25 protein-coding genes are annotated in these 21567 nt (G+C 56.2%); 10 read left to right on the top strand and 15 right to left on the bottom strand.

Translation table 11 applies throughout. The features are described from left to right. Positions 1–144: 144 nt before the first annotated feature. From FHC51_RS08190 to yjiA, 4 genes are all read left to right on the top strand, one after another. Entirely contained in the window at positions 145–1032 is an 888-nt protein-coding gene (locus FHC51_RS08190) for a YafY family protein (RefSeq protein WP_114388026.1), read from the top strand. Positions 1033–1249: 217 nt separating this feature from the next. Then, on the top strand, positions 1250–3403 hold the full coding sequence (locus FHC51_RS08185) for a carbon starvation CstA family protein (protein WP_220435293.1): 2154 nt from the start codon (positions 1250–1252) through the stop codon (positions 3401–3403). A gap of 66 nt (positions 3404–3469) precedes the next feature. Next, positions 3470–3673: a YbdD/YjiX family protein gene (locus FHC51_RS08180; protein WP_032616354.1), complete on the top strand. Its 204-nt coding sequence runs from the start codon at positions 3470–3472 to the stop codon at positions 3671–3673. 10 nt (positions 3674–3683) lie between these two features. Next, positions 3684–4637 (top strand): GTPase, encoded by a 954-nt coding sequence (yjiA, locus tag FHC51_RS08175; protein ID WP_220435292.1) that lies wholly within the window; start codon positions 3684–3686, stop codon positions 4635–4637. 73 nt (positions 4638–4710) lie between these two features. Here yjiA and FHC51_RS08170 read toward each other — a convergent pair whose 3' ends face one another. Further along, positions 4711–5016 carry a type II toxin-antitoxin system YafQ family toxin gene (locus FHC51_RS08170; protein ID WP_114315981.1) on the bottom strand — a complete coding sequence of 102 codons (306 nt, stop codon included), beginning with the start codon at positions 5014–5016 and terminating at the stop codon, positions 4711–4713. After that, positions 5003–5275, bottom strand: coding sequence for a type II toxin-antitoxin system RelB/DinJ family antitoxin (locus FHC51_RS08165; protein WP_114315982.1), 273 nt, complete (start codon positions 5273–5275; stop codon positions 5003–5005). Before FHC51_RS08165 ends, FHC51_RS08170 begins: the two co-directional genes overlap by 14 nt. Before the next feature lie 427 nt (positions 5276–5702). Here FHC51_RS08165 and FHC51_RS08160 point away from each other — a divergent pair, with 427 nt between their 5' ends. Beyond that, entirely contained in the window at positions 5703–6248 is a 546-nt protein-coding gene (locus FHC51_RS08160; protein ID WP_103823123.1) for a YfaZ family outer membrane protein, read from the top strand. Between the two features lie 61 nt (positions 6249–6309). On the opposite strand, the gene FHC51_RS08155 is transcribed toward FHC51_RS08160, so the two are convergent. The 3 genes from FHC51_RS08155 to FHC51_RS08145 all read right to left on the bottom strand — a co-directional run bounded on the left by FHC51_RS08155 (position 6310) and on the right by FHC51_RS08145 (position 8695). Further along, complete coding sequence (locus tag FHC51_RS08155; protein WP_159340119.1) at positions 6310–7680, bottom strand: NAD-dependent succinate-semialdehyde dehydrogenase; 1371 nt, start codon at positions 7678–7680, stop codon at positions 6310–6312. A gap of 291 nt (positions 7681–7971) precedes the next feature. Then, complete coding sequence (locus tag FHC51_RS08150) at positions 7972–8397, bottom strand: hypothetical protein (protein WP_220435291.1); 426 nt, start codon at positions 8395–8397, stop codon at positions 7972–7974. Next, the gene (locus FHC51_RS08145) at positions 8375–8695 is read right to left on the bottom strand and encodes a polymorphic toxin type 44 domain-containing protein (RefSeq protein WP_255584782.1); all 321 of its coding nucleotides are present in this window, start codon (positions 8693–8695) and stop codon (positions 8375–8377) included. The genes FHC51_RS08150 and FHC51_RS08145 overlap by 23 nt, the downstream gene beginning before the upstream one ends. 250 nt (positions 8696–8945) lie before the next feature. Here FHC51_RS08145 and FHC51_RS08140 point away from each other — a divergent pair, with 250 nt between their 5' ends. The 3 genes from FHC51_RS08140 to FHC51_RS08130 are packed head-to-tail and all read left to right on the top strand — an operon-like array spanning position 8946 to position 11684. Next, a complete protein-coding gene (locus tag FHC51_RS08140; protein ID WP_220436667.1) occupies positions 8946–9689 on the top strand; it encodes an AraC family transcriptional regulator in 744 nt (247 codons plus the stop codon). A 47-nt stretch (positions 9690–9736) separates the two neighbouring features. Further along, the gene (locus tag FHC51_RS08135) at positions 9737–10399 is read left to right on the top strand and encodes a LysE family translocator (RefSeq protein WP_220435290.1); all 663 of its coding nucleotides are present in this window, start codon (positions 9737–9739) and stop codon (positions 10397–10399) included. A 4-nt stretch (positions 10400–10403) separates the two neighbouring features. After that, positions 10404–11684 (top strand): DUF445 domain-containing protein, encoded by a 1281-nt coding sequence (locus FHC51_RS08130; RefSeq protein ID WP_103178108.1) that lies wholly within the window; start codon positions 10404–10406, stop codon positions 11682–11684. 30 nt (positions 11685–11714) lie between these two features. Here the strand turns inward: FHC51_RS08130 and FHC51_RS08125 are convergent, their stop codons facing one another. The 7 genes from FHC51_RS08125 to FHC51_RS08095 all read right to left on the bottom strand — a co-directional run bounded on the left by FHC51_RS08125 (position 11715) and on the right by FHC51_RS08095 (position 18952). Continuing rightward, positions 11715–12788 carry a glycoside hydrolase family 105 protein gene (locus FHC51_RS08125; protein WP_220435289.1) on the bottom strand — a complete coding sequence of 358 codons (1074 nt, stop codon included), beginning with the start codon at positions 12786–12788 and terminating at the stop codon, positions 11715–11717. Then, positions 12785–13861, bottom strand: coding sequence for a hypothetical protein (locus FHC51_RS08120; RefSeq protein WP_220435288.1), 1077 nt, complete (start codon positions 13859–13861; stop codon positions 12785–12787). The genes FHC51_RS08125 and FHC51_RS08120 overlap by 4 nt, the downstream gene beginning before the upstream one ends. A 230-nt stretch (positions 13862–14091) precedes the next feature. Beyond that, positions 14092–15765: a hypothetical protein gene (locus tag FHC51_RS08115; RefSeq protein WP_220435287.1), complete on the bottom strand. Its 1674-nt coding sequence runs from the start codon at positions 15763–15765 to the stop codon at positions 14092–14094. Between the two features lie 84 nt (positions 15766–15849). Continuing rightward, positions 15850–16929 (bottom strand): DUF2955 domain-containing protein, encoded by a 1080-nt coding sequence (locus FHC51_RS08110; RefSeq protein WP_220435286.1) that lies wholly within the window; start codon positions 16927–16929, stop codon positions 15850–15852. Between the two features lie 2 nt (positions 16930–16931). After that, complete coding sequence (locus FHC51_RS08105; protein WP_220436666.1) at positions 16932–17999, bottom strand: HlyD family secretion protein; 1068 nt, start codon at positions 17997–17999, stop codon at positions 16932–16934. Further along, positions 17999–18466, bottom strand: coding sequence for a MarR family winged helix-turn-helix transcriptional regulator (locus tag FHC51_RS08100; protein ID WP_114315995.1), 468 nt, complete (start codon positions 18464–18466; stop codon positions 17999–18001). Before FHC51_RS08100 ends, FHC51_RS08105 begins: the two co-directional genes overlap by 1 nt. A 96-nt stretch (positions 18467–18562) precedes the next feature. Continuing rightward, entirely contained in the window at positions 18563–18952 is a 390-nt protein-coding gene (locus tag FHC51_RS08095; protein ID WP_220435285.1) for a hypothetical protein, read from the bottom strand. Between the two features lie 324 nt (positions 18953–19276). Between FHC51_RS08095 and FHC51_RS08090 the strand changes: the two genes are divergently transcribed. Both FHC51_RS08090 and FHC51_RS08085 read left to right on the top strand, forming a co-directional pair. Next, entirely contained in the window at positions 19277–19546 is a 270-nt protein-coding gene (locus FHC51_RS08090) for a DUF1778 domain-containing protein (protein WP_103823103.1), read from the top strand. A gap of 24 nt (positions 19547–19570) precedes the next feature. Then, positions 19571–20071 (top strand): GNAT family N-acetyltransferase, encoded by a 501-nt coding sequence (locus tag FHC51_RS08085; RefSeq protein WP_220436665.1) that lies wholly within the window; start codon positions 19571–19573, stop codon positions 20069–20071. A gap of 52 nt (positions 20072–20123) precedes the next feature. Here FHC51_RS08085 and FHC51_RS08080 read toward each other — a convergent pair whose 3' ends face one another. Genes FHC51_RS08080 through FHC51_RS08070 form a run of 3 tightly spaced genes read right to left on the bottom strand, consistent with a single transcriptional unit; the run spans position 20124 to position 21505 of the window. Next, complete coding sequence (locus FHC51_RS08080) at positions 20124–20819, bottom strand: helix-turn-helix transcriptional regulator (RefSeq protein ID WP_220435284.1); 696 nt, start codon at positions 20817–20819, stop codon at positions 20124–20126. Continuing rightward, a complete protein-coding gene (locus FHC51_RS08075; protein ID WP_220435283.1) occupies positions 20794–21189 on the bottom strand; it encodes an amino acid-binding protein in 396 nt (131 codons plus the stop codon). The genes FHC51_RS08080 and FHC51_RS08075 overlap by 26 nt, the downstream gene beginning before the upstream one ends. After that, on the bottom strand, positions 21182–21505 hold the full coding sequence (locus FHC51_RS08070; protein WP_220435282.1) for an antibiotic biosynthesis monooxygenase: 324 nt from the start codon (positions 21503–21505) through the stop codon (positions 21182–21184). The genes FHC51_RS08075 and FHC51_RS08070 overlap by 8 nt, the downstream gene beginning before the upstream one ends. Positions 21506–21567: the final 62 nt, after the last annotated feature.

Genomic DNA, 21567 nt, shown 5'->3' with positions numbered 1-21567 from the left:
CTCGTTGTAAAAATAACTAATGTTTATCCCTAATCTGGCCGTTATAACCTAAGACAAATTTTCACGCCGTTTTTTGCACTGACATATTTTGTCAGCCCGCACCGGCGTAATTCACAGCAATGTTTTAGATCACGGGAAAGCTATATGACAATTCCGACCAGGAGTCGCTCGGCTGAAAGGTTGGTAGATATTCTGCTGGAGCTTCATTTACACGGCGTGGTTAACCGCCAGGCATTGATGCATAAATTTAATATTACTGAGCGCACCGTCTATCGCGATCTGAATGCACTCTCGCCGATTGTGGAGTACACCGGAAACGGGCTGTACCGGCTTATTCATTCCCCGCAGGGACACACCGGCCCGGGGCTGCATCACGTCATTGCTAACTTCCTGAATGTGGATGACTATTTTCCTGACAAAGGCCGTGAATTCTGGCAGAAACTGGAGTCTCGGGTGGAGGAAAACCATATTATGATCCTCGGTAACGAGGCCGAGCGAAAAGAAAAATGGGATATTCACGCGCAGCTTGCGGCCTTTGAGAAGGCGATTAAGGGCCAGCAGATTTGCCAGATCCTCTATAAAGGAAAATCGCGGCAGGTTAACCCTTATAAAGTAATTAACAAAAAAAATATATGGTATTTACAAGCCACCGAAGGCGGCAGATTGAAATCGTTTTCTTTAAGCCTTATTCAGTGGCTGGATATTCGCAGCGAAACCTTCACGCCAGATAACGACACCCTCGAATTACTGGAAAAAAATCCCGACCCGTGGGTCAGCGAAGAGACATTCGAAGTGGATGTGCTTATTCCCACCACCATTGCGCACTATTTTAAACGCCGCGATCTGCTGCCCGGCCAGGAAATTCTGGCGGAAGATAAAAACGGCATCACCCTGCGCTGCCATGCCGCACATGAAAACCAGATCCTGCCGCTGCTCTTCTACTGGCTGCCTAACATCGAGGTGCTGGAACCGGCATGGCTGAAGCAGAAATTCGTTGCCACTCTGGAGAACTATCTGGCGGACGTGGAGTGATCCGCTTCTGACATCGTGATCCCCTTCACACAATCCCCTCCTCTGACGGCGAGCCTGAACCACTCGCCCTCGCAGTTGACCGCTCATCCCGTCATACAACCACTCACCGATTTACCTTCCTTTACACGCGCAAGGCTCTGGCAAGATCGCCGCAGCATTAATCACTCTCTCTACAGCGAACCCTGACGCTTTTTTCATCTAAAAACCAGGTCTTATTATGGATATCAAAAAACTACTTAAGCACGTCCCCTGGCTGCTGCTTGGGATACTCGGGGCATGTTGCCTTGCCGTCGTCGCCCTGCGTCGCGGCGAGCACATCAGCGCCCTGTGGATCGTCGTGGCCTCCGTGTCGGTCTATCTGGTGGCGTACCGCTACTACAGCCTCTACATCGCGCAAAAGGTCATGAAGCTCGACCCGACGCGCGCCACCCCGGCGGTCATTAACAATGACGGCCTTAACTACGTGCCAACCAACCGCTATGTGCTGTTTGGCCACCACTTTGCGGCTATCGCAGGCGCGGGTCCGCTGGTTGGGCCGGTCCTGGCGGCGCAGATGGGCTACCTGCCGGGTACCCTGTGGCTGCTGGCGGGCGTGGTGCTGGCGGGTGCGGTGCAGGACTTTATGGTGCTGTTTATCTCTTCTCGCCGTAACGGCGCTTCTCTGGGTGAGATGATCAAAGAAGAGATGGGCCGCGTCCCAGGCACCATCGCCCTGTTCGGCTGCTTCCTGATCATGATCATCATCCTTGCGGTGCTGGCGCTGATCGTGGTGAAAGCGCTGGCGGAAAGTCCGTGGGGCGTATTCACCGTCTGCTCTACCGTGCCGATTGCGCTGTTCATGGGGATCTACATGCGATTCCTGCGTCCGGGCCGCGTGGGCGAAGTGTCAGTGATTGGTATTGTACTGCTGGTGGCCTCCATTTACTTTGGCGGCGTGATTGCGCACGACCCGTACTGGGGCCCGGCGCTGACCTTTAAAGACACCACCATCACCTTTGCGCTGATTGGTTACGCCTTTATCTCTGCCCTGCTGCCGGTATGGCTGATTCTGGCGCCGCGCGATTACCTGGCGACCTTCCTGAAAATCGGCGTGATCGTCGGTCTGGCGATCGGCATCGTGATCATCAACCCTGAGCTGAAAATGCCTGCGGTGACCCAGTACATCGACGGTACCGGTCCACTGTGGAAAGGCGCGCTGTTCCCGTTCCTGTTTATCACCATTGCCTGTGGTGCGGTCTCTGGCTTCCACGCCCTGATCGCCTCCGGCACTACGCCAAAACTGCTGGCGAACGAAACCGATGCGCGCTTTATCGGTTACGGCGCGATGCTGATGGAATCCTTCGTGGCGGTCATGGCCCTGGTGGCGGCGTCCATCATCGAGCCGGGTCTCTACTTCGCGATGAACACCCCACCAGCGGGCCTTGGCATTACCATGCCGAACCTGCATGAGATGGGCGGTGACAACGCAGCGCTGATCATGGCGCAGCTGAAAGACGTAAGCGCCCACGCGGCGGCGACCGTTAGCTCCTGGGGCTTTGTGATCTCCCCTGAGCAGATCATGCAGACAGCCAAAGACATCGGCGAACCGTCGGTGCTGAACCGTGCCGGTGGCGCACCAACCCTGGCGGTCGGTATCGCCCACGTGTTCCACAAAGTGCTGCCGTGGGCGGACATGGGCTTCTGGTACCACTTCGGTATTCTGTTCGAAGCGCTGTTCATCCTTACCGCGCTGGATGCCGGTACCCGTGCAGGCCGCTTTATGCTCCAGGATCTGCTGGGTAACTTCGTGCCGTTCCTGAAGAAGACCGACTCGCTGGTGGCGGGCGTACTGGGAACCGCGGGTTGCGTAGGTCTGTGGGGTTATCTGCTGTATCAGGGCGTAGTCGACCCGCTGGGCGGCGTGAAGAGCCTGTGGCCGCTGTTCGGTATCTCTAACCAGATGCTGGCGGCTGTCGCTCTGGTGCTCGGCACCGTGGTACTGGTGAAGATGAAGCGCACCAAATACATCTGGGTGACCGTGGTACCGGCCCTGTGGCTGCTGCTCTGCACCACCTGGGCGCTGGGTCTGAAACTGTTCAGCTCCAACCCGCAGCTGGAAGGCTTCTTCTTTATGGCTAACCAGTACAAAGAGAAGATTGCCGCAGGCGGCAGTGAGCTAACTGCCCAGCAGATTGCCAACATGAACCATATCGTGGTGAACAACTACACCAACGCGGGTCTGAGCATTCTGTTCCTGGTGGTGGTCTACAGCATCATCTTCTACGGCATCAAAACCTGGATGAAAGTGCGTAACGCCGAGGGTCGTACCGATAAAGAGACGCCGTACGTACCGGTGCCGGAAGGCGGCGTGAAGACCTCTTCACACCATTAAGTCAGTAACCTCTATATAGGCCCGGATCGCTGCGCGCTACCGGGCTTTTTCTATCTGGATGGCACAATGTTTGGTAACTTAGGCGAAGCAAAAAAATACCTCGGTCAGGCGGCGAAGATGCTGATTGGCATTCCGGACTATGACAACTACGTTGAGCATATGAAGACCAACCATCCGGATAAGCCGTACATGACCTACAACGAATTCTTCCGCGAGCGTCAGGAAGCGCGCTACGGCGGAGGAGGAGAAGGCGGCGTACGCTGCTGCTGAAGGAGAAACCATGACACCGATTGCCGTTACCCTACTCACCGGCTTTCTCGGCGCGGGCAAAACCACCCTGCTGCGTCACATCCTCAACGAACAACACGGCTTTAAAATCGCCGTCATCGAAAACGAGTTCGGTGAAGTCTCGGTGGACGACCAGCTGATTGGCGATCGCGCCACCCAGATCAAAACCCTGACCAACGGCTGCATCTGCTGCACCCGCTCCAACGAACTCGAAGATGCCCTGCTCGACCTGCTCGACAGCCGCGATCGCGGTGAGATCGACTTCGACCGCCTGGTGATTGAGTGCACCGGCATGGCCGACCCCGGCCCGATTATTCAGACCTTTTTCTCCCATGAGATCCTCTGCCAGCGCTATCTGCTGGATGGCGTGATCGCCCTGGTCGATGCGGTCCACGCTGACGAGCAGATGAACCAGTTCACTATCGCCCAGTCGCAGGTGGGCTACGCCGACCGCATCCTGCTGACCAAAACCGATGTGGCGGGCGAGAGTGAAAAACTGCGCGAGCGCCTGATGCGCATCAACTCCCGAGCACCCATCTATACCGTCACCCATGGCGATATCGACCTGTCTCAGCTGTTCAACACCAACGGCTTTATGCTGGAAGAGAATGTCACCACTAAACCGCGCTTCCACTTTATGGCGGACAAGCAGAACGACGTGGCGTCGATTGTGGTGGAGCTGGATTACCCGGTGGATATCAGCGAAGTCTCCCGGGTAATGGAGAACCTGCTGCTGTCATTTGCCGACAAACTGCTGCGCTACAAAGGGATGCTCTGGATCGACGGCGAACCGAACCGCCTGCTGTTCCAGGGCGTGCAGCGCCTCTACAGCGCCGACTGGGATCGCCCCTGGGGCGACGAGCAGCCGCACAGCGTCATGGTGTTTATTGGCATTGAACTGCCAGAAGAAGAGATTCGGGCGGGGTTTGCGGGATTGAAGAAGTAAAGCCTGATGGCGCTTCGCTTACAGGCCTACGGAACAGGTAGCCCCGGCAAGCGCAGCGCCGCCGGGGAGGTGGCTACTCAAACAGCTCTGCATGTGTCCCCAGGTCGGTAAACACCACTAAATGCTTTTTATCATCGACGCGATAAATGAGAAGATAATCACCCCCAATATGCAATTCCCGAAATCCTTGCATATCACCAGTCAGGGCGTGGTCGCTGTACTCGGCGGGAATGGGATTGCCGGAAAGCACTAACGACATGATCGCTGCTGTATCGTGCATATCTCTCCGGCCTGCTTTGTTGTAGCGTTCCCATGCCTTAACAAAGGTTTTGGTGTAATCAGATCGGAACGGTAGCGGGGCGCGTTTACTCTTTCCCATTTTTTAAGCTCTCCATGAGCTGTTCAACACCATCGAAGCGTCCATTCTGGTGTGTGGAAATCTCTTCGGCTTCGCGCATCGCATTGCGTAACCGTGTAGTAGGTTTGCGGGTTACCTCAAAAGGAATCCCTTCATTTTTAACAATCTGTTCTGCAAACAGGCGTATCGCCGTGCTCCAGTTAAGGCCACAGCTTTCAAGCACATCGCCCGCGCGAGCTTTTAGTTCACTGTCAATACGTGATCGAATAACGGAATCCATAGCTCCTCCTAATTTTCGTAGCTACATTGTAGCCACAAAAACGGTGGTTTGCACTTTTTCTGAGCGTCTGGCAGAAATGGAATTAATGTTGGTGGGAATGGGAAATGCAGTAGCTTACCGTTGAAAATGTAAATCCACGTTTTTATCTGTTACTTCAGAAACATTTTCGGAAATTATAAGAAACTCAATTAATACTTAACTAATTACTTTTCCCGCCCCGTTCAGTTTCTGTTTAGGCGCTAATCTAAACCTCCGCTCAACGTGAAAAATTTAACGATTGACCCGGCACCATTTACACCTTTCGCTCACATCATCTGAACGAAATCCACACAAAAACAGCATAAAACCGCGCGCCTGAGCAAATTTGCAGCCGTAAACCTCGCCTGTTAGGGTGTGCGCAGACAAATTAGATGACGAGGCATAAAACATGAAAAAGCTTAATATCTTCATCCTTGCTGCATTGACCGCGATTTCCGGCTCCGCAATGGCCATGGGCGGCAGCATTGAGCAGAGCAAAAACTTCACCAACCTGAACCTCGAGATGGGTAAATCCTCCTCAGGTCTGTATGCCGAAGGTAACTGGCTGAAAAACACCGATGACGGCACCCAGACCGGCGGTGTTGGCGCGGGTTATAACCTGGAAGTGGGGCCGGTGATGCTCAATGCCGGTGCGAAAGCCATCTATCTCGGGCCGAAAAAAGGCGATAACGGCGTGGCATTCCCTATCGGTGGCGGCGTCAACCTGGCCCTGACCGACAGCATCCACGTTTACGGTGAAGGCTATGTCGCGCCGGAAGGACTGAACAACAGCGTGAAAAACTACGTTGAAGCCAACGGCGGCGTGAGCTGGACGCCGGTTACCCCCGTTACCCTGAAGGTGGGTTACCGTCACGTCAGCGTTGACGGCAAAGATGGCCGTCCGGGCCACACCCTGATTGACGGCGCCTACGTTGGCGGCGGCGTCACCTTCTGATAAAGCCAGGCCAAGCATAAAAAAGGCGGCATCCGCTGCCGCCTTTGTACCGGTAAGACTTTTACCGGCGAATCACCACCAGCTTCTGGTTCACAAACTCTTTGATCCCCAGATCCGACAGCTCACGCCCGTAACCGGAACGCTTCACCCCGCCAAATGGCAACTCTGCTGCGGTATCGGTGAGCCAGTTGATCCACACCATCCCGGTTTCGATCTTCGAGGCCATCTTTTTGGCACGATCGGTATCTTTACTGAAGATCGCGCCGCCCAGACCGTAGTGCGAGTCGTTGGCGAGCTTCACCGCCTCCTCATCATTTTTCACCACATAAATCTGCGCCACCGGGCCGAAGAACTCTTCGAAGTACGCCGGGTTATCGCGGGTGATATTGGTCAGGATGGTCGGCTCAAAGAAGCTGCCCTCGCGCTGCACCGGTTTACCGCCGTAATGCAGGGTCGCGCCATTTTTCACCGCCTCATCGACCTGCTTTGTCAGGGTTTCCAGCGCGTCTTTAGAGGAGAGCGGCCCAAGCGTGGTGCTTTCGTCCAGCGGATCGCCAATCTTCACCTGCTTAAAGGCTTCGGTGTACTTCGCCAGGAACTCCTCCGCCACTTTCTCGTGGATAATAAAGCGTTTGGCTGCGGTACAGACCTGTCCGGCATTGGCCAGTCGCGCATTGACGCCAATTTTTACCGCCTTCTCCAGATCGGCATCATCCAGCACCACGAAGACGTCGTTACCGCCCAGCTCAAGGGTCGATTTTTTGATGTGCTTCGCCGCCTGGGCCGCCACAACGCTACCGGCCTTCTCAGACCCGGTCAGCGCCGCGCCCTGCACACGATCGTCAGCGATGATATTTGCCACCTGATCTGAAGAGATAAACAGGTTGGTCCACGCCCCGTCCGGGGCACCGGCTTCACGCACCAGATGGGCGAAAGCCTCTGCACAGTGCGGCACGATGCTGGCATGTTTGGCGATAACAGGGTTACCCGCCGCCAGATTCGGCGCCAGCACGCGCATCAGCTGATAGTAAGGGAAGTTCCACGGCTCTACGGCCATCACCACGCCGATAGGGTGATGCTCCACCCACGCCTCGCCGAGCTCCGAGGGGTATTTCACCGGCGCAAGGAACTGCTTCGCATTGTCGGCGTAGTAGCGGGCGATCTGCGCGCAGAGTTTTACCTCGCCACGGCTCTGGGCAATCAGTTTACCCATCTCCTCGCTGGCGATTTTTGCCAGCTCTTCAGTGCGGGAATCAATAAGATCCGCCAGCTTATGCAGCACCGCCAGGCGCTTGTCGATACTGCCCTTTGACCAGTCGGAATGGTAGAGCGCATCAGCCGTATTCAGCGCCGCTTCGACGTCAGCATCAGTATGAGAAGGATATTCTTTGATGAGTTTGTTGTTGGCAGGATTCACTGTCTGATAGGCCATTGTTGCCTCCTTTTTTACCGCTTGGGGTATTAAGGGTAGTCAAAATGGCTGGGTATGGGGGTAAAGATAGGTATATGGCGTGCGCTATCCGGAGATGGGGCAGATAATTATTTTCTGAGAAACCTGCCGCGTACCGCGCCTGACCATTGCTTCAGGTATATCGCTGACATCGATTTCATTATCAGATTTCTCTGCCAGAGCCTGTAGTTCATTACTGTCATTAACGCCTGACGAAGGCATTTCATCGCGTTTAAATCTCCTCAACTTTTTTGAATGCATGTCCATATTACCTTAACGTACGCCTGTAGCATTTATATTAATAACAGGGATAATTAATTCCCCTTGAGCATAAAACATTGTCAGGTTACTGAAAGAATAAATACGGCCAGTTAGCTTAACGTTGACGGTATTACCGTAACCGCTAATTTCCGCACGGCAATTATCTGAAGTCAGAAAAGGCACACTTTCCCTGATTTGCTCTATCGTCTGTGTGTTATCATCAAGATAATAACGACATACATCTGAAACCGTCGCACCACCACCTTCATATTGCGTGACGTAAAGGGTTACGTTTTTTGAAATATCCTTTTTAAGGATTAAACGATCATCGTTTCGACTATTCATAAGATATTCATAAGATAAATATCCTCCAACAATAATAATCAGCAGGATGGTGGTAAACCGATGAAGCCATTTAATAACCGTGTTGACGCGCATAATCAATTCCTTGTTTTATCCAAAACTGGTCGCGTGGATCGTCGCCATAAGGAAATTTTCCATACCATGCGCCCCACTGCGGACGCGAGGTTTTGGCTCTCGATTGGGTGAAACCAGCCCCCATATAAAGTGTTTTTTTCGGGAATACCCGCTGCAAATCCTGCAGAGCCATAATTGAAATTGCCAAAATCAGCCAATTTTCTGTCTTGTTGTTTGTAATCCCAAGGGCCATCATTTCTGACTTTTTGGTAGAACCAGTAATACGTTTGCGGCAAAGCCATGTCTCTCGACATTCCATTTATACGCGCTTCACGCATATTCTTATGGATAAGTTCCCTACCCTCATTTGGTAGCAATGGGATAACAGCCATATATTCATTCCTTTGATAATTTTCCTTTGCAATTCCATAATGCAGGTACGTTATTTTATTTATCCCCAAAACTATATCACTATTTTTAATTCATAATGATATTTACCTAAATTCTTACAGGAGACACTGACAATGTCTCATGCTATAACCTCTTTACCCCTCACACCGGTGACCGCTATGCCCCATACCAGCCAAATCAATCAGACCTTCATACGCCAGCCCGGCGTGGAACTGCGCAGCACCTGGCAGAGCATGCAGGCCTATAAGCGTCACAGCCATGCCCAGCTTTCTATTGGCGCCATTCTCGAGGGGCAAACCTGCTGCACCTGCAACAGCGAGCCGTTCACCCTCCATCCTGGCGATCTGATTGTGATCCCCGCTCATATGCCGCACAGCTGTAACCCCGTTGCGGGACAACCCCGCAGCTACCACATGCTCTATCTGGAGACTGACCTTCAGCCCGCCATGCAGGTGATCCGCAGCGAAGCGCTTTTCCGCCAGTATCTGGCTGTGGTTGACACACTGTCGCCCGGGGCGATCAACGTCCTGCTATCTGCTCTGGCTGAAAGCAGCGCGACGCCTGAGCCTCTTCGCCCTTCCAGCCTTGCGCTGTTACAGACCCTACGCCAAAGCCTGCTGGAACCGCCCTCGCTGGATGTTTTAGCCCGGCGCTTTTCCCTGCGCAAAGAGACGCTAATCAGAACCTTTAAGCAGGATACCGGCCTGACGCCCGGCACCTTCCTTGCCATCTCAAGGGTAGAGTTCGCCAAAGCCCGGCTGCGTGCCGGGGACAACATCGCCGACGTCAGCTACCAGAGCGGCTTTGCCGATCAGAGCCACTTCCATAAAACCTTTGTCAGCTACACCGCCGCCACGCCGCGCCAGTACGCCACCGGGCGATCAATATCCGACAATAATTAGCGCTCGCACCGGCGTAGCCTGACCTCAGTTTTATTGATGAGGTCACTATGGAACTGACTACCGCTCTCTTCCCGCCCGCTTTTCTGGCGCTCGCGCTGGCGCACTTCGTCGCCCTGCTCAGCCCTGGCCCGGACTTCTTTTTGCTGATGGGATTCGCTGCCCGTCATCGCCTGCGCGGCAGCGCCGGGCTGTGCGTGGGGATAGCCCTGGGCAACGGGCTCTATATCCTGCTGGTGATCGTTGGCGCCAGCGCGCTGCGCCAGTACACGCTACTGTTTAACGCCATTGAACTCCTGGGCGGGCTGTATCTGCTGTGGATAGGCTGGCATCTGCTCCATAGCCGCGCCCGCACCCTGAAGCTGGATAATGCGGAGCCGGAACGCCCTGGCTTACGCAGGCAGCTCCTGCTTGGCCTGGGGTCGGCGGTATTAAATCCGAAAAATGCCCTCTTTTATCTGGCGCTGATGACCGCCCTGCTCGGGCCGAATGTGACGCTGCTCCAGCAGTCGGTGAGCGGCATCTGGATGGTCACGGTGGTGCTGGCGTGGGATCTGGCGGTGGTGTCGTTCATCGCCCTGCCCGCCGTTCAACGTCGGCTGAGCAATCACCTCTGGAAGATGGAGCGCGTGGCGGGGATGGTGCTGATGGTGTTTGGCGGCGGGATCCTGTGGCAATTTTTTTACCTTCTTGCCGCTTCCCTCTATCCTTAACCCTATGGAAAAACTCGCTGAACTCAAACGCGCCAAGCTGCTGGCGCTGTCGCTGCTGCTGATTGCCGCCGCGACCTTTATCGCTACCCTCTTTCTGCCACAAACCTTCTGGGTGCGCGGCGTAAAGGCCATTGCCGAAGCGGCGATGGTTGGCGCGCTGGCGGACTGGTTTGCCGTGGTGGCCCTGTTTCGTCGGGTACCGATCCCCTTTATTTCGAAGCATACCGCGATTATCCCGCGCAATAAGGACCGGATTGGCGACAATCTTGGCCAGTTCGTGCAGGAGAAGTTTCTTGATACCCAGTCGCTGGTGGCGCTCATCCGTAAACATGAACCGGCGCTGCTTATCGGCAACTGGTTCAGCAAGCCGGACAACGCCGAGCGCGTCGGGCAGCACATCATGCAGGTGATGAGCGGTTTTCTGGAACTGACCGACGACGGGCGCATTCAACGGATGCTGAAGCGGGCAGTGCATAAAGCGCTGGATAAGGTCGATTTCAGTGAAACCAGCGCCGCCATGCTGGAGAGCATGACAAAAAACGGGCGTCATCAGGTGCTGCTGGACGCGGTCATTAATCGCCTGATTACCCTGCTGCAGCGCGACAGCACGCGCGATTTTATCGCCGCGCAAATCGTCCACTGGCTGAAGACCGAACATCCGCGCAAATCGATGGTGCTGCCCACCGAGTGGCTGGGGGATCAGAGCGCCGAGGTGGTTTCAAACGCGGTGAACGCCATCCTGGATGACGTCAGCCACGATCGTACCCATCAGATCCGTCAGGCCTTCGACCGCGCGGTGCATAAGCTGGTTGATAACCTGAAAAACGACCCGGAAACTGCGGCCAAAGCCGAGAACATCAAAACGTATCTGAAGAACGACGAGGCGTTTAACCGCTATCTGGGCGAGATGTGGGCCGACCTGCGCCAGTGGCTGAAGGCCGATATGCAGCGCGACGACTCCCGCGTGAAGCAGCGCCTTGCCAACGCCGGGCTGTGGTTTGGTGAAACCCTGGTGGCGGACAGCAACCTGCGCGCCTCGCTGAACGAACATCTGGAGCAGGCCGCGCATCGCGTGGCGCCCGATTTTGCCCGCTTCCTCACCCGTCATATCAGCGATACGGTAAAAGGCTGGGATGCCAAAGATATGTCCCGCCAGATTGAGCTGAACATCGGCAAAGACTTACAGTTTATCCGCGTCAACGGCACGCTGGTAGGCGGCACGATTGGGCTGATCCTGTTTTTACTCTCGCAACTGCCGGAACTCCTGCCGCTGCTGGGGCGCTAAAAAAAGGCCGGATCGCCGGCCTTCTGCGCATTACGCCAGCCAGCCGCCCTGATCGATCTCCAGCAGCAGCAGGATGGTTAACGCCTGGGCGTAAGGCACCGGGGCCATCGCGATATCGCAGTAGTACTGAATATCCCAGCCCAGCATGGTGCCGCGGGAGGCTTCCAGCACAATCCCCTCCTCGTCAATACGCGCCATCACCGCCTCGAACGCCCGCAGGGCATGCCTGCTCACCGACGCATCCAGAATCCCCATCCGCACGCCGCGCAGCATCCCCCAGGCGATACCTGCCGTGGCGGAGGACTCCTGCGGCGAGAGCGGATCGTCCAGCACCGTGTGCCACATGCCGTTCTCCGCCTGCAGATCGCACAGCGTGCGCACCTGACGCGCCACCACCTGCGCCAGATAGCGACGTACGCTGGCGTCCAGATGCTCGCCCATCAGCGCGATAAATTCCGGAATGGCGACGGTGATCCACGCGTTGCCGCGCGCCCAGAACGCCCCGGCAAAATGGTGCTTATCGACAAAGGTCCAGCCGTGATACCACAGCCCGCTCACCGGATCGCTGAGATAGCGGGTGTGGAGCAGGAACTGGTAGCTCGCCTCGTCGATCAGATCCCGGCGTTTGAGCACCCTCCCCGCCACACCGAGGAACAGACAGGTCATAAACAGCGTGTCATCCCACAGCTGGCCGGTGTTCGCCTGCTCTTTCACCACGTGCTGAAATCCGCCCTCTTCGGTTTTTGGCAGGTCGCGCAGCAGGGCATCGGCCCAGTCGTTGACCGTCTTAAGCAGATCCTGGCGCTGATGATGCCCGGCCACCAGCGCCAGGGCGATCATCGGCGCGGTGGTGTTGATCTGCATCTCCGGCAGCCCTTTCGCAATCTGCGTTTCGTACCACGCCAGAATCGACTGTTGCAGCGCCGCATCCTGCTGGTGTTCTGCAAAGCGCCAGAAACCGTACAGCCCGACGCCAATCTCCCACTCCCACTCTTCGAAGTTGATGGAGAATCCGTCTCCAGTCCCCACTTCATCAAGATTTTTCAGTCGGCAGAAACCGCGCACCACGCGATCCAGTATTTTCCTCTGCTGCGCGCTGTTCATGCTGTCGCCCCTTTTAAGAATGTTTCTGCATGGGCCAGTAATGCCCCGGTATCGGCGGCACGTGCGAGCGCCAGACGTTGCTGTTGATGCCCCAGGCGGCCAGAAGCGATAAACAGCGCATCCGGGAACAATTTCCCCGCCAGATACTGCGCCGTCTGGAAGGCGAGCACGTTCTCCTCGCCCCAGAACGCCATCACGTCGCAGCCCCGTTCATCGTGCCAGTAGCGATAGCCCAGCAGCGTGGATTTTATCCGCCGCCACAGCACCGCCGGGAAGTGCTCTCCCTGATGGCGATGCCAGAGAACGAGCAGCGACAGGAGTGAAAACACCGAGCCCGCCTCCCGGGCGCTGACGCGCTTCAGGGTGCTGTACAGCAGCGCGTCGAGTTCCGGGCCATATTCCCGCTGCGCCATCAGCGTCAACAGGCGTTGACCGCTATCGTCGTGGGCCGTCATGCTGTGCGCAGGCGGCGTGTACTGCCGTGGGGCGATGAGCTGTGGCCACGCGTCCGGCAGCCCATAGCCAAGCGGGGTCGCGTCGAGGTAGACCATTTGCAGGGCAAATGTCGTATCGCGTTCAAACAGTTCATCCAGATGGATCAGCAGGCGGTTCTTACCGGCGCTCAACGCCAGCGCGACCTCGGTGTGCTGCATGCGGTTGCGGGTAAAGGGTGTAAAGCAGGCCAGCGGCTCGTCGTCACGCCAGATCCGCACGCCGCCGCAGGTCGTCAGACGAAAGGTAAAAGTGCCGCTATGGGGCGCAAAAAGATCCACCCGCAGCCAGCGCTGCAGATGGTACGCCAGCGGATAAAAGCCCGAAAAAGAGAGAATGTTGTTGTCGCCGCTAAAAACCCCTTCCCGGCACGGCAGAGCCTGGGCGGGATCCACCCGCCGCCGGGCGTGGGTCTTCAGGAACACCCGACGGCAAAACGACGGCGCATCCGGCCCCACCTCGATGGTGGGCTCTGTCGTTTCACCGGTATAGAACTCGGCAAAGCGCTCTGCTTTTGCCGCTGACCCCAGAAAACGCGTGAGTGCGTCGCCCTGTGCTAACTGCCAGTCACCTTGTGACATATCTTCCTCATCAACCCGTCCATTACGCCGCTATCATCAGCAGATTGGCCTTGCGGGGCGAGCAGCCCAGGAGGGGGATTGGCGGGATATGCCTGGCAACTCACAAACCGGACGACAGGCAGCGATGCAGCGTGATGCCGATCACACCACGCAACCGGCAAGGAAGAAGAATGATGAGGACGATCACGTCAGGTTTTTAGCCCTCTCCACCTGACGTGATGTTGATCACACTAAGACTTCAGCGCTTTCAGCTCTTCGCTCAGGCTGTCCGCCAGGGCGCGCACGCGGGAGGCATCGAACAGCACGTGCATGCCGGGAGAAGCATCGGCGTGCTTTAAGCAGAAGTCGTCCAGTTCGGCGGCGCTGCGATAGAGCTCCTGGATGTTGATCTGGCAGATTTCGCGCATGCTCCAGCTGTTCTCCACCTCGCGGGCAAAGCGCAGGGTAAAGAACGCCTTCTGGGCATGGACAAACAGATGGCAGTAGAGGGCAAAGCCCTGCCACTCCTCAAGCCAGCGGCGTTTCAGCGCATACGGGAACGCGGCGGTGTCGGTAAAGCGCAGGGCCGCTTCCTGTAACGTCTGCGAGGCGTCCCGGGCCTCGTCTTTTTCGCGGGCAATGCGCGCCAGCGACGCGGCAGAGGCTTCCACGTCGCTGGCGCTGAAGAAAATATCGCGCTCCGAACCCGGCAGCCAGTGGTTGCGGTTGAGCTGCCCGTAGAGGCTCCACACTGCCTGGCCATAGCTTTCCGGCACCTGACTGTGGCGATGAAAAACGTGATCGCGCACGTAGATGGCGCCATAGAGCACCTGCCCGGCCTGCTCAAGCAGCGCGTGGAAGGCAGCAAAAGTGTCGGCATCCGGCTGCCAGCCATAGCGCTCATCCAGCCAGCTATGCAGCAGTTGCGCCACGCTAAGGTGGCTGCCATCGCTGGCTAACATCCGGCTACAGGCCACCAGATTGCACTCGCTCAGGGTGCCCATCACCCAGTGGTTATCCACCCCTTCCCAGCTGGCTTTGCACACCACGCCCCGGATCGCCGGATTCGAGCGGCACCACAGCAGACGCCCCTGCAGTTCGTCGATGCGCAGCCAGGGAAAGACGCCCCAGCCCACCTCTTCGCCCACCAGATCGATATCCGCCCACACTTCGCGCTCCTCCACCGCCAGCAGGGCCGGGTTATTGGGAAATGACGGCCAGAAACGTTCCGGAGTGAGTTTAATGGAGACGCTGACGCTCTCGGGCAGCGGGCGGATTGCCTCCAGCACGTTGTGCAGATCGTGATTGCCCGCCGGAAATACCCGCAGCACCAGATGTTTATTTTCGGCCTGCATGGTGCGGGACATGGCATTAAAACAGCGGCTGTAGATGGCCAGGCTTCGGGCGTCGCGCTGAATCTGATTGACCTCGCCCTCTGCCTGTAACTCCCAGTTAGGGCGCGACACGGGCAGCAGGCCGTCGGTGCTGGAGATCGCGACCAGCAGGCCGCTAATGGCAGGAATCCGCTGGCAGATCAGAGCGATTTTACGGGTCAGGAACCCGCACCAGAAATCAACGTCGAGGCACACGCCGTGGCCTGGCTCAAACAGATGCGGGTGCGCCAGCAGCAGTTCGGTAGGGAAGCTGAACTCTTTGGCCTGCAGGTAAAAACGCAGCCCCTTTTGCTGGCAGAGTTGGCCCAGCCGGTTGAGGTAGACGCAGCGGGCACGCTGCTGGCTGGAGAGGCGGTCGTTGTCGAGATGCGGCGTGTAGCCTTTCGGGGAGACCAGTTTGTCGAACAGATCCACCTGCCCGACAACCACGGTGTTAAAGTCATGCGCGACGGCCCAGTCCACCAGTTCGCAAGCCTTTTCCCAGTTCCAGTAAGCCTGATTATTCAGCTCCAGCGCCCGCGTCTGCCACATAGATCCTTTCCCTTTGTCATCCGATTAGCCAACCGGCATTACTACCACAGAAGGATGAATTAATGTGCAGACTACCGCACATTATCATTTATCCCCGGCGGGTGGCGTGATGATATAGCGCGTCGGCGCAAAGCAGTTAAGAAACAGATGCATAAGGAACACGATCGTCAGGGTCGCCACCAGCGCCACCGTCACCGAGACGATGCGGTAGAGATCGCTGAACACCAGGTCGCCGTCCGGGTGCATGTTCTGGCCGAACATAATGCCGATGGTGGTGATACTGGCAAAACCGACCCCGGCTCCCACCTTCTCCATCACGTGCAGGCGGGCGCCAAACGCCAGCCCGAGCCCAATCAGCGGCATCATCAGCAGCATGTGGCTGCTGTGATCGTAGAGCACCATCTGCACCAGCAGAATATAGAGGCAGCCGAGCACCACCCCCACCACGCGCCACAGCGAACTCATTACCGCGCCGCGATAGTGCATCGGGAAGAGGATCAGGATGCCCGCCATCAGCGCCGACAGTGAATCGCTGAGATCGCTTATCTGGAACACCACAAAGATCAGCGTCGCCACGGTCCCGGAGAGCAGCGATTCATGGTGCACGCGGGCGGCATCTTTCTCCAGCCGCGGCGTTGGCGTGCGCGGCTCGACATCCGGCAGCAGATAGTGCATCAGCGCGCTTAAGCAAACCGCCATCACGCTGGCTTCGAGATTGGAAAAGAGCAGCGTGTGCCAGTTGGTGGTGGGATAGCTCATAAAGTTGAGCATGGTGCTCTGGCACACCACCCCCATCGAGCCAAAGAGGAACAGCGGCCCCTGGCTCATAAAGCGAAAACGCATCACATAGAGGCCAAACACCACCAGGGTCATGATTACTGGCCATTGCGCCAGATAGCCGATAATAAACACCATTTCGATGCAGTTCAGCGCCGAACTGAACACAAACTGTTTTGCCACGTGACGGTTAAACACAGGCACCAACGACAGCAGCATGATCGGGTAGATCACGAAGAAGACGCCGTAGCTGGTGTTGTAGAAGCTCGACACGCTCAGGGCGATCATCCCGGCAAAGACGATGCGCAGCGTCTGGCGAAAGTCGTTGGCGGTGTAGACGATATTGCCGTGCGGGGTAAAGACCCGCGCCAGGGTATTAATAGACATGATCAGTACACATAGTGCAGCAGGCTGACGAGGTGGATCTGCATGCCGGAGAAGAAGCGGGCAAACGGACCTTCGCTGTTATAGAGCTGCACGGTGGCGCGCGCCCCGGTCGGCAGGTGCTTTGGCAGCGGCTCGTCCAGCGCCACGTGAATGCGCATGCGCTGCGCGTCACGCACCCAGCGGTTGGAGGTTTCCGGCTCAGAGAGCTGGCCGTTGACGGCCTCCTGCCCGGCCAGAATACCGGCGTCGCTGCTGGTGACGTGGGCGCGGAAAACGTGGCCCGGGAAGGCGTCAAACACCACGGCGGCATCGGTCCCCTGACGGGTATGGCGCAGGCTCTTTTCCCGGAAATCGGCGACGATATCGCTCTGGTTATTCACCAGCGCCAGCGCCGCCGAACCGGAGGTGGCATAAAAACCGGGGCTCAGCTGCACGTTACTGACGGTACCGTCCGCCTCGGCGTAGATTTTCGTCCAGCGGAGATTGAGTTCCGCCTCGTCCAGCGCGTTGCGGTATTTTTGCAGCGTCACGTTACGCTTTTCGTCGCGCTCACCGCGCTCAATACGCAGCTGATGGATGGTGGCTTCCAGATTCGCCACCGCCTGCTCGCTGCCCTGCCAGGTGGTGCGGACTTTATCCAGATCCGCCTGGGAGACATTCTGCAACGTGCTGAGTTTCTGATAGCGATCGAAGGTGACTTTGTCGTTACGGGCGGTGATCTGGGCAGTTTTCAGGCTCGCCTGGGTCGCCACAATTTGCGCGTCCAGCTGCTGATTGGCGAGACGCGCCTGTTCCAGCGCAATCTGCGCCGCTTCCACTTTATTACGGAATGGCGTCGGATCGAGTTCAAACAGCAGATCGCCCCGCTTCACCTGGCTGTTATTATGCACGTGCACCGCCGCTACATAGCCGGAGACGCGCGCGGAAACGGGCGTCACCACACGCATCACCGTGGAGTCCGGCGTCAGCGGGATCCAGATATCAGCGATAATGAAATAGACAAACATCAGCAGGAAAGAGGCAATACTTACCCTTACCCAGCGGGCAAACTTTTGTTCAGGGGTCATGATTATTCGGTCTTGTTATCTTCTTCGCGGATAGTCCGCAAGTTGCAGGCGATTTGATTGAGTGTGGCGCTGAAAATCTCGAGATGTTCCGGGGCGATATTCTGCGATACCCGCTCCTGGAACGTCTCGATAATCTGGGTCAGGGTTTTCAGCACCGCGTTACCCTCGGGTGTGAGCGTCAGCAGCCGGATACGCTTGTCATAAGGCGATGTAGTGCGCAGCAGGTAGCCCTGCTTTTCCAGCTGTGAAAGGGTGCGCATCAGCGGCGGCAGTTCAATGCCCTGCACCTCCGCCAGTTCGCTCACCGAGACGTTATCCCCCAACTGCTTTAGCTGCATCATCACCGTCCAGCTCGACTGGGTTAACCCGGTGTCGAGAATGGCTTCGTCAATCACTGCGCGCCACTGACGCACAATCATTGCCATCCGCATGCCCATCGGCCTGCGGCAGAACAGATCTTCTTCACGCATGGGGGATCCTCGTTTCACACGCTGAGAAGATAATAGTTATCAGGGTAAGTATCAAGAAACGAGGATGTTAAGAGCAGGAATTGCGAAACGGTCAGGCTAGTTGATCACCTTATGCAACGTGTTCTGGAAGGGCTTGTGCTCCTGGGAAAATAAGAGAAACTCGGATGCTGAAAGGTATTGTTCCACGGCATTCCATGCCACGACTTCGGTATAAAGCTCCGCGATCAGCGTCACCAGTTCGTGGTGTTTATTCATCCAGACTTCATGTTTAAATAACGTGGCTTTATTTTTATCGCTCAATAATGAGACCAGAGATTTTATCTCTTTCAGGGTGTTACGTAGCGTAACCGGCAGATCGTGGCTGCTGAGCCGGGAAATATAATTCTCGGAAAGGGCGGCCAGACTATCCGGCGTGCACTCCCCACCCACGAGAGAAATAACGCTTTGAAATAACACGCTTTCAGCATAACTTTTTAATGTTGACATAATTTATACACGTCCCTGTTAATATATTCCATTATGCGAGCAACTTAATATCCAAGCTGCAATTATGAGTATCAACTTTTCATAAAGCGTGAGGTTTGGCAATCGTAATAATATTAATTATTGATATAAGACAATTCTAATAAACAATATAATGAATAGATATGAATTTAGCTAAATTCATTCATGGCACAAATAATATCTATTCGTAAGGGCGCCGAAGTATACGCCGTGAAAGCACACACGTTGATTGAAAATCCCGCCTTTCCGATTTATAGTCAATGTACGGAAAAATTCCGTACATTAAAGATCACTTTTGGAGTAAAAATGTCAGCACTGAAAAAACAGCGCATCGACCTCAGGTTAACGGAAGAAGACAAGGATCTGATCGAAGAGGCTGCGGCGATGACTAACCAGACAATTACCCAGTTTATGGTTAACAGTGCCTCTGAACGTGCTGCAGAAGTCATTGAGCAGCATCGTCGTCTCATCCTCAATGAAAATTCGTGGAACCGGGTGATGGATGCGCTCGACAATCCGCCAGAGCCGAACGACCAGCTGAAACGCGCAGCGAAACGCTTACAAAACATGGAGTAAGGCGTGACTAAACTGACGATAAGGATGTTTTCGCATGAGGCACGCTATGATTTAACAGACTTCAATTGCGGGGATAGCACCCTGAATCGTTTTCTGTTCGATCACCTTGCACGCCAACACAGCGGGCGCCTGCTACGCGCCTATCTTCTTGTCACCGATGACCCTGAGCCAAAAGTGCTGGGTTACTATACATTGTCCGGCAGTTGCTTTGAGAAAGAGACACTGCCATCAAAAACGCAGCAGCGCAAAGTGCCGTACGTCAATGTGCCCAGCGTCACGTTAGGACGTCTCGCCATACATCAGGATTTCCAGGGACAGGGCTGGGGGATGACGCTGGTGACCCATGCCATGAAAGTGGTCTACCTGGCCTCACAGGCCGTTGGCATTCACGGCATGTTTGTAGATGCACTCAACGATAAAGCGAAAGCGTTTTATCTCAAGCTCGGCTTTATTTCGCTAACCGGCAGCAATGCCAACTCTCTTTTTTATCCTACAAAATCAATCGAGAAGCTGTTTGTTGAGTAAGTTGCGAATCACCGGGTGGCGCGTAGCGATCCCGGCGTACGGGATACACACCTCAACGGCGGAAATACCGGTTAATGGCCCGCTGGCCTGACGCCGTCACCGTCACTTCACGAAACCCTTCCACCCGCTGGATCCAGCCTTTGGCTTCCAGATGAACCAGTAGCGCTGCACCTGCCTCACCGCCCAGATGGAAGCGGCGCTCGCTCCAGTCCAGGCAGGCGCTACAGGCTTTGCGCCGGGTGTTAGCCTTAAGCGCGATACCCAGGGCCAGGAACGCCTCGCGGCCTTTCCCGGTGAGGGCAGAACCGTCCGCCATCAGCCAGCCCTCGGCCTGCATAAAATCATAGATTTGCACGGCGACCGTGCCCGCCAGATGGTCGTAGCAGGTGCGGGCATGACGCATCGACGCAGGCGCGGTGGTTTCCGGTGGCGTGATGCGGCTCCACGATAGCCCCATCATCTGCTCCACCAGCTCAGCGACGTCGTGCCCCGCCAGACGATAGTAGCGATGCCGCCCCTGAGAAAGGCAGGTAATCAGCCGGCCGTCCACCAGCCGGGCGAGATGGCCGCTGGCGGTTGAAGGGGCCACATCCGCCGCCGCGCTAAGCTCCGTGGCGGTCCACGCCCGCCCGTCCATCAGGGCACAGAGCATTTTGATGCGCGACGGGTCGGCCATCGCCGCTGCGACAGCCGCAACGGCCAGCTCCAGTGCGGCGCTGTTATCAGGAGGTAAACTCGTCTTTAGCATTGGCAGCCCATGGCGCGGTGATCTCTGCGGCCAGCTTATCATTATCCGTCAGCAGAATAAGGTGATTCGCGTGATCGCTGTACTGCGTCAGGATAGTCACCCCCTGCGACGCCAGCGCCGCGGCAATCTCGCCCAACTCGCCGGGGCGCGCCTGTTTCAGCTTACGGATCAGTGGTTTTCGCACCGCTTTCACATTAAAACCAGCGGCAAGGAGCACGCGCTGGGCCTTTTCGCCCTCCTCCACCAGGAAATGCGCCTCTACGCCAAACACGCCGCCGCCCTCCAGCCCTACGCCGTTGCGTCCCAGCAGTTGACCAAAACGCGCCAGCTCGCCGGGTGTGTCGTTGAATATCACATGGATGTCATACATCGTTGTGCCCTCTGGTTTCTGAGCTGTACTCCCGCACCACCTGCGCTACGCGAATACGGTAGTGGGTAAAAATCGACGCCCGCCCTTCGGCCTGCGCGGCCTGGTGAAACACGTTTTGCTTCCAGTGGCGAATCGCCTCTTCATCCCGCCACCAGGAGAGGGAGAGAATTTTGCCCTCGGTAGTCAGGCTCTGGAAACGTTCGATATCGATAAAACCGTCGATATCCGCCAGCAGCGGCTTCAGCTCCGCGGCCAGCTGCAGATAACGCGCCTGATGCGCGGGCGCGGCTTTGGCTTCAAACAGGACTGCGATCATGATGTCTCTCCGTTGTGAGGTTAAGGAGAGCATGAAGGAAAGAGAAACGTGATGCTTCGGTG

The sequence above is a fragment of the Leclercia sp. EC_58 genome (assembly GCF_019584355.1).
Lineage (GTDB): Bacteria > Pseudomonadota > Gammaproteobacteria > Enterobacterales > Enterobacteriaceae > Enterobacter.
The sequence above is the reverse complement of the archived record's forward strand: the minus strand, read 5'-3'. Positions and strand labels throughout refer to the sequence as shown.

Excerpts from the sequence above, each read along its gene's own strand:
- FHC51_RS08190 (WP_114388026.1), top strand. The coding sequence starts at position 145 with ATGACAATTCCGACCAGGAGTCGCTCGGCTGAAAGGTTGGTAGATATT.
- FHC51_RS08185 (WP_220435293.1), top strand. The coding sequence starts at position 1,250 with ATGGATATCAAAAAACTACTTAAGCACGTCCCCTGGCTGCTGCTTGGG.
- FHC51_RS08180 (WP_032616354.1), top strand. The coding sequence starts at position 3,470 with ATGTTTGGTAACTTAGGCGAAGCAAAAAAATACCTCGGTCAGGCGGCG.
- yjiA (WP_220435292.1), top strand. The coding sequence starts at position 3,684 with ATGACACCGATTGCCGTTACCCTACTCACCGGCTTTCTCGGCGCGGGC.
- FHC51_RS08170 (WP_114315981.1), bottom strand. The coding sequence starts at position 5,016 with ATGGGAAAGAGTAAACGCGCCCCGCTACCGTTCCGATCTGATTACACC.
- FHC51_RS08165 (WP_114315982.1), bottom strand. The coding sequence starts at position 5,275 with ATGGATTCCGTTATTCGATCACGTATTGACAGTGAACTAAAAGCTCGC.
- FHC51_RS08160 (WP_103823123.1), top strand. The coding sequence starts at position 5,703 with ATGAAAAAGCTTAATATCTTCATCCTTGCTGCATTGACCGCGATTTCC.
- FHC51_RS08155 (WP_159340119.1), bottom strand. The coding sequence starts at position 7,680 with ATGGCCTATCAGACAGTGAATCCTGCCAACAACAAACTCATCAAAGAA.
- FHC51_RS08150 (WP_220435291.1), bottom strand. The coding sequence starts at position 8,397 with ATGCGCGTCAACACGGTTATTAAATGGCTTCATCGGTTTACCACCATC.
- FHC51_RS08145 (WP_255584782.1), bottom strand. The coding sequence starts at position 8,695 with ATGGAATGTCGAGAGACATGGCTTTGCCGCAAACGTATTACTGGTTCT.
- FHC51_RS08140 (WP_220436667.1), top strand. The coding sequence starts at position 8,946 with ATGCCCCATACCAGCCAAATCAATCAGACCTTCATACGCCAGCCCGGC.
- FHC51_RS08135 (WP_220435290.1), top strand. The coding sequence starts at position 9,737 with ATGGAACTGACTACCGCTCTCTTCCCGCCCGCTTTTCTGGCGCTCGCG.
- FHC51_RS08130 (WP_103178108.1), top strand. The coding sequence starts at position 10,404 with ATGGAAAAACTCGCTGAACTCAAACGCGCCAAGCTGCTGGCGCTGTCG.
- FHC51_RS08125 (WP_220435289.1), bottom strand. The coding sequence starts at position 12,788 with ATGAACAGCGCGCAGCAGAGGAAAATACTGGATCGCGTGGTGCGCGGT.
- FHC51_RS08120 (WP_220435288.1), bottom strand. The coding sequence starts at position 13,861 with ATGTCACAAGGTGACTGGCAGTTAGCACAGGGCGACGCACTCACGCGT.
- FHC51_RS08115 (WP_220435287.1), bottom strand. The coding sequence starts at position 15,765 with ATGTGGCAGACGCGGGCGCTGGAGCTGAATAATCAGGCTTACTGGAAC.
- FHC51_RS08110 (WP_220435286.1), bottom strand. The coding sequence starts at position 16,929 with ATGTCTATTAATACCCTGGCGCGGGTCTTTACCCCGCACGGCAATATC.
- FHC51_RS08100 (WP_114315995.1), bottom strand. The coding sequence starts at position 18,466 with ATGCGTGAAGAAGATCTGTTCTGCCGCAGGCCGATGGGCATGCGGATG.
- FHC51_RS08095 (WP_220435285.1), bottom strand. The coding sequence starts at position 18,952 with ATGTCAACATTAAAAAGTTATGCTGAAAGCGTGTTATTTCAAAGCGTT.
- FHC51_RS08090 (WP_103823103.1), top strand. The coding sequence starts at position 19,277 with ATGTCAGCACTGAAAAAACAGCGCATCGACCTCAGGTTAACGGAAGAA.
- FHC51_RS08085 (WP_220436665.1), top strand. The coding sequence starts at position 19,571 with ATGTTTTCGCATGAGGCACGCTATGATTTAACAGACTTCAATTGCGGG.
- FHC51_RS08080 (WP_220435284.1), bottom strand. The coding sequence starts at position 20,819 with ATGCTAAAGACGAGTTTACCTCCTGATAACAGCGCCGCACTGGAGCTG.
- FHC51_RS08075 (WP_220435283.1), bottom strand. The coding sequence starts at position 21,189 with ATGTATGACATCCATGTGATATTCAACGACACACCCGGCGAGCTGGCG.
- FHC51_RS08070 (WP_220435282.1), bottom strand. The coding sequence starts at position 21,505 with ATGATCGCAGTCCTGTTTGAAGCCAAAGCCGCGCCCGCGCATCAGGCG.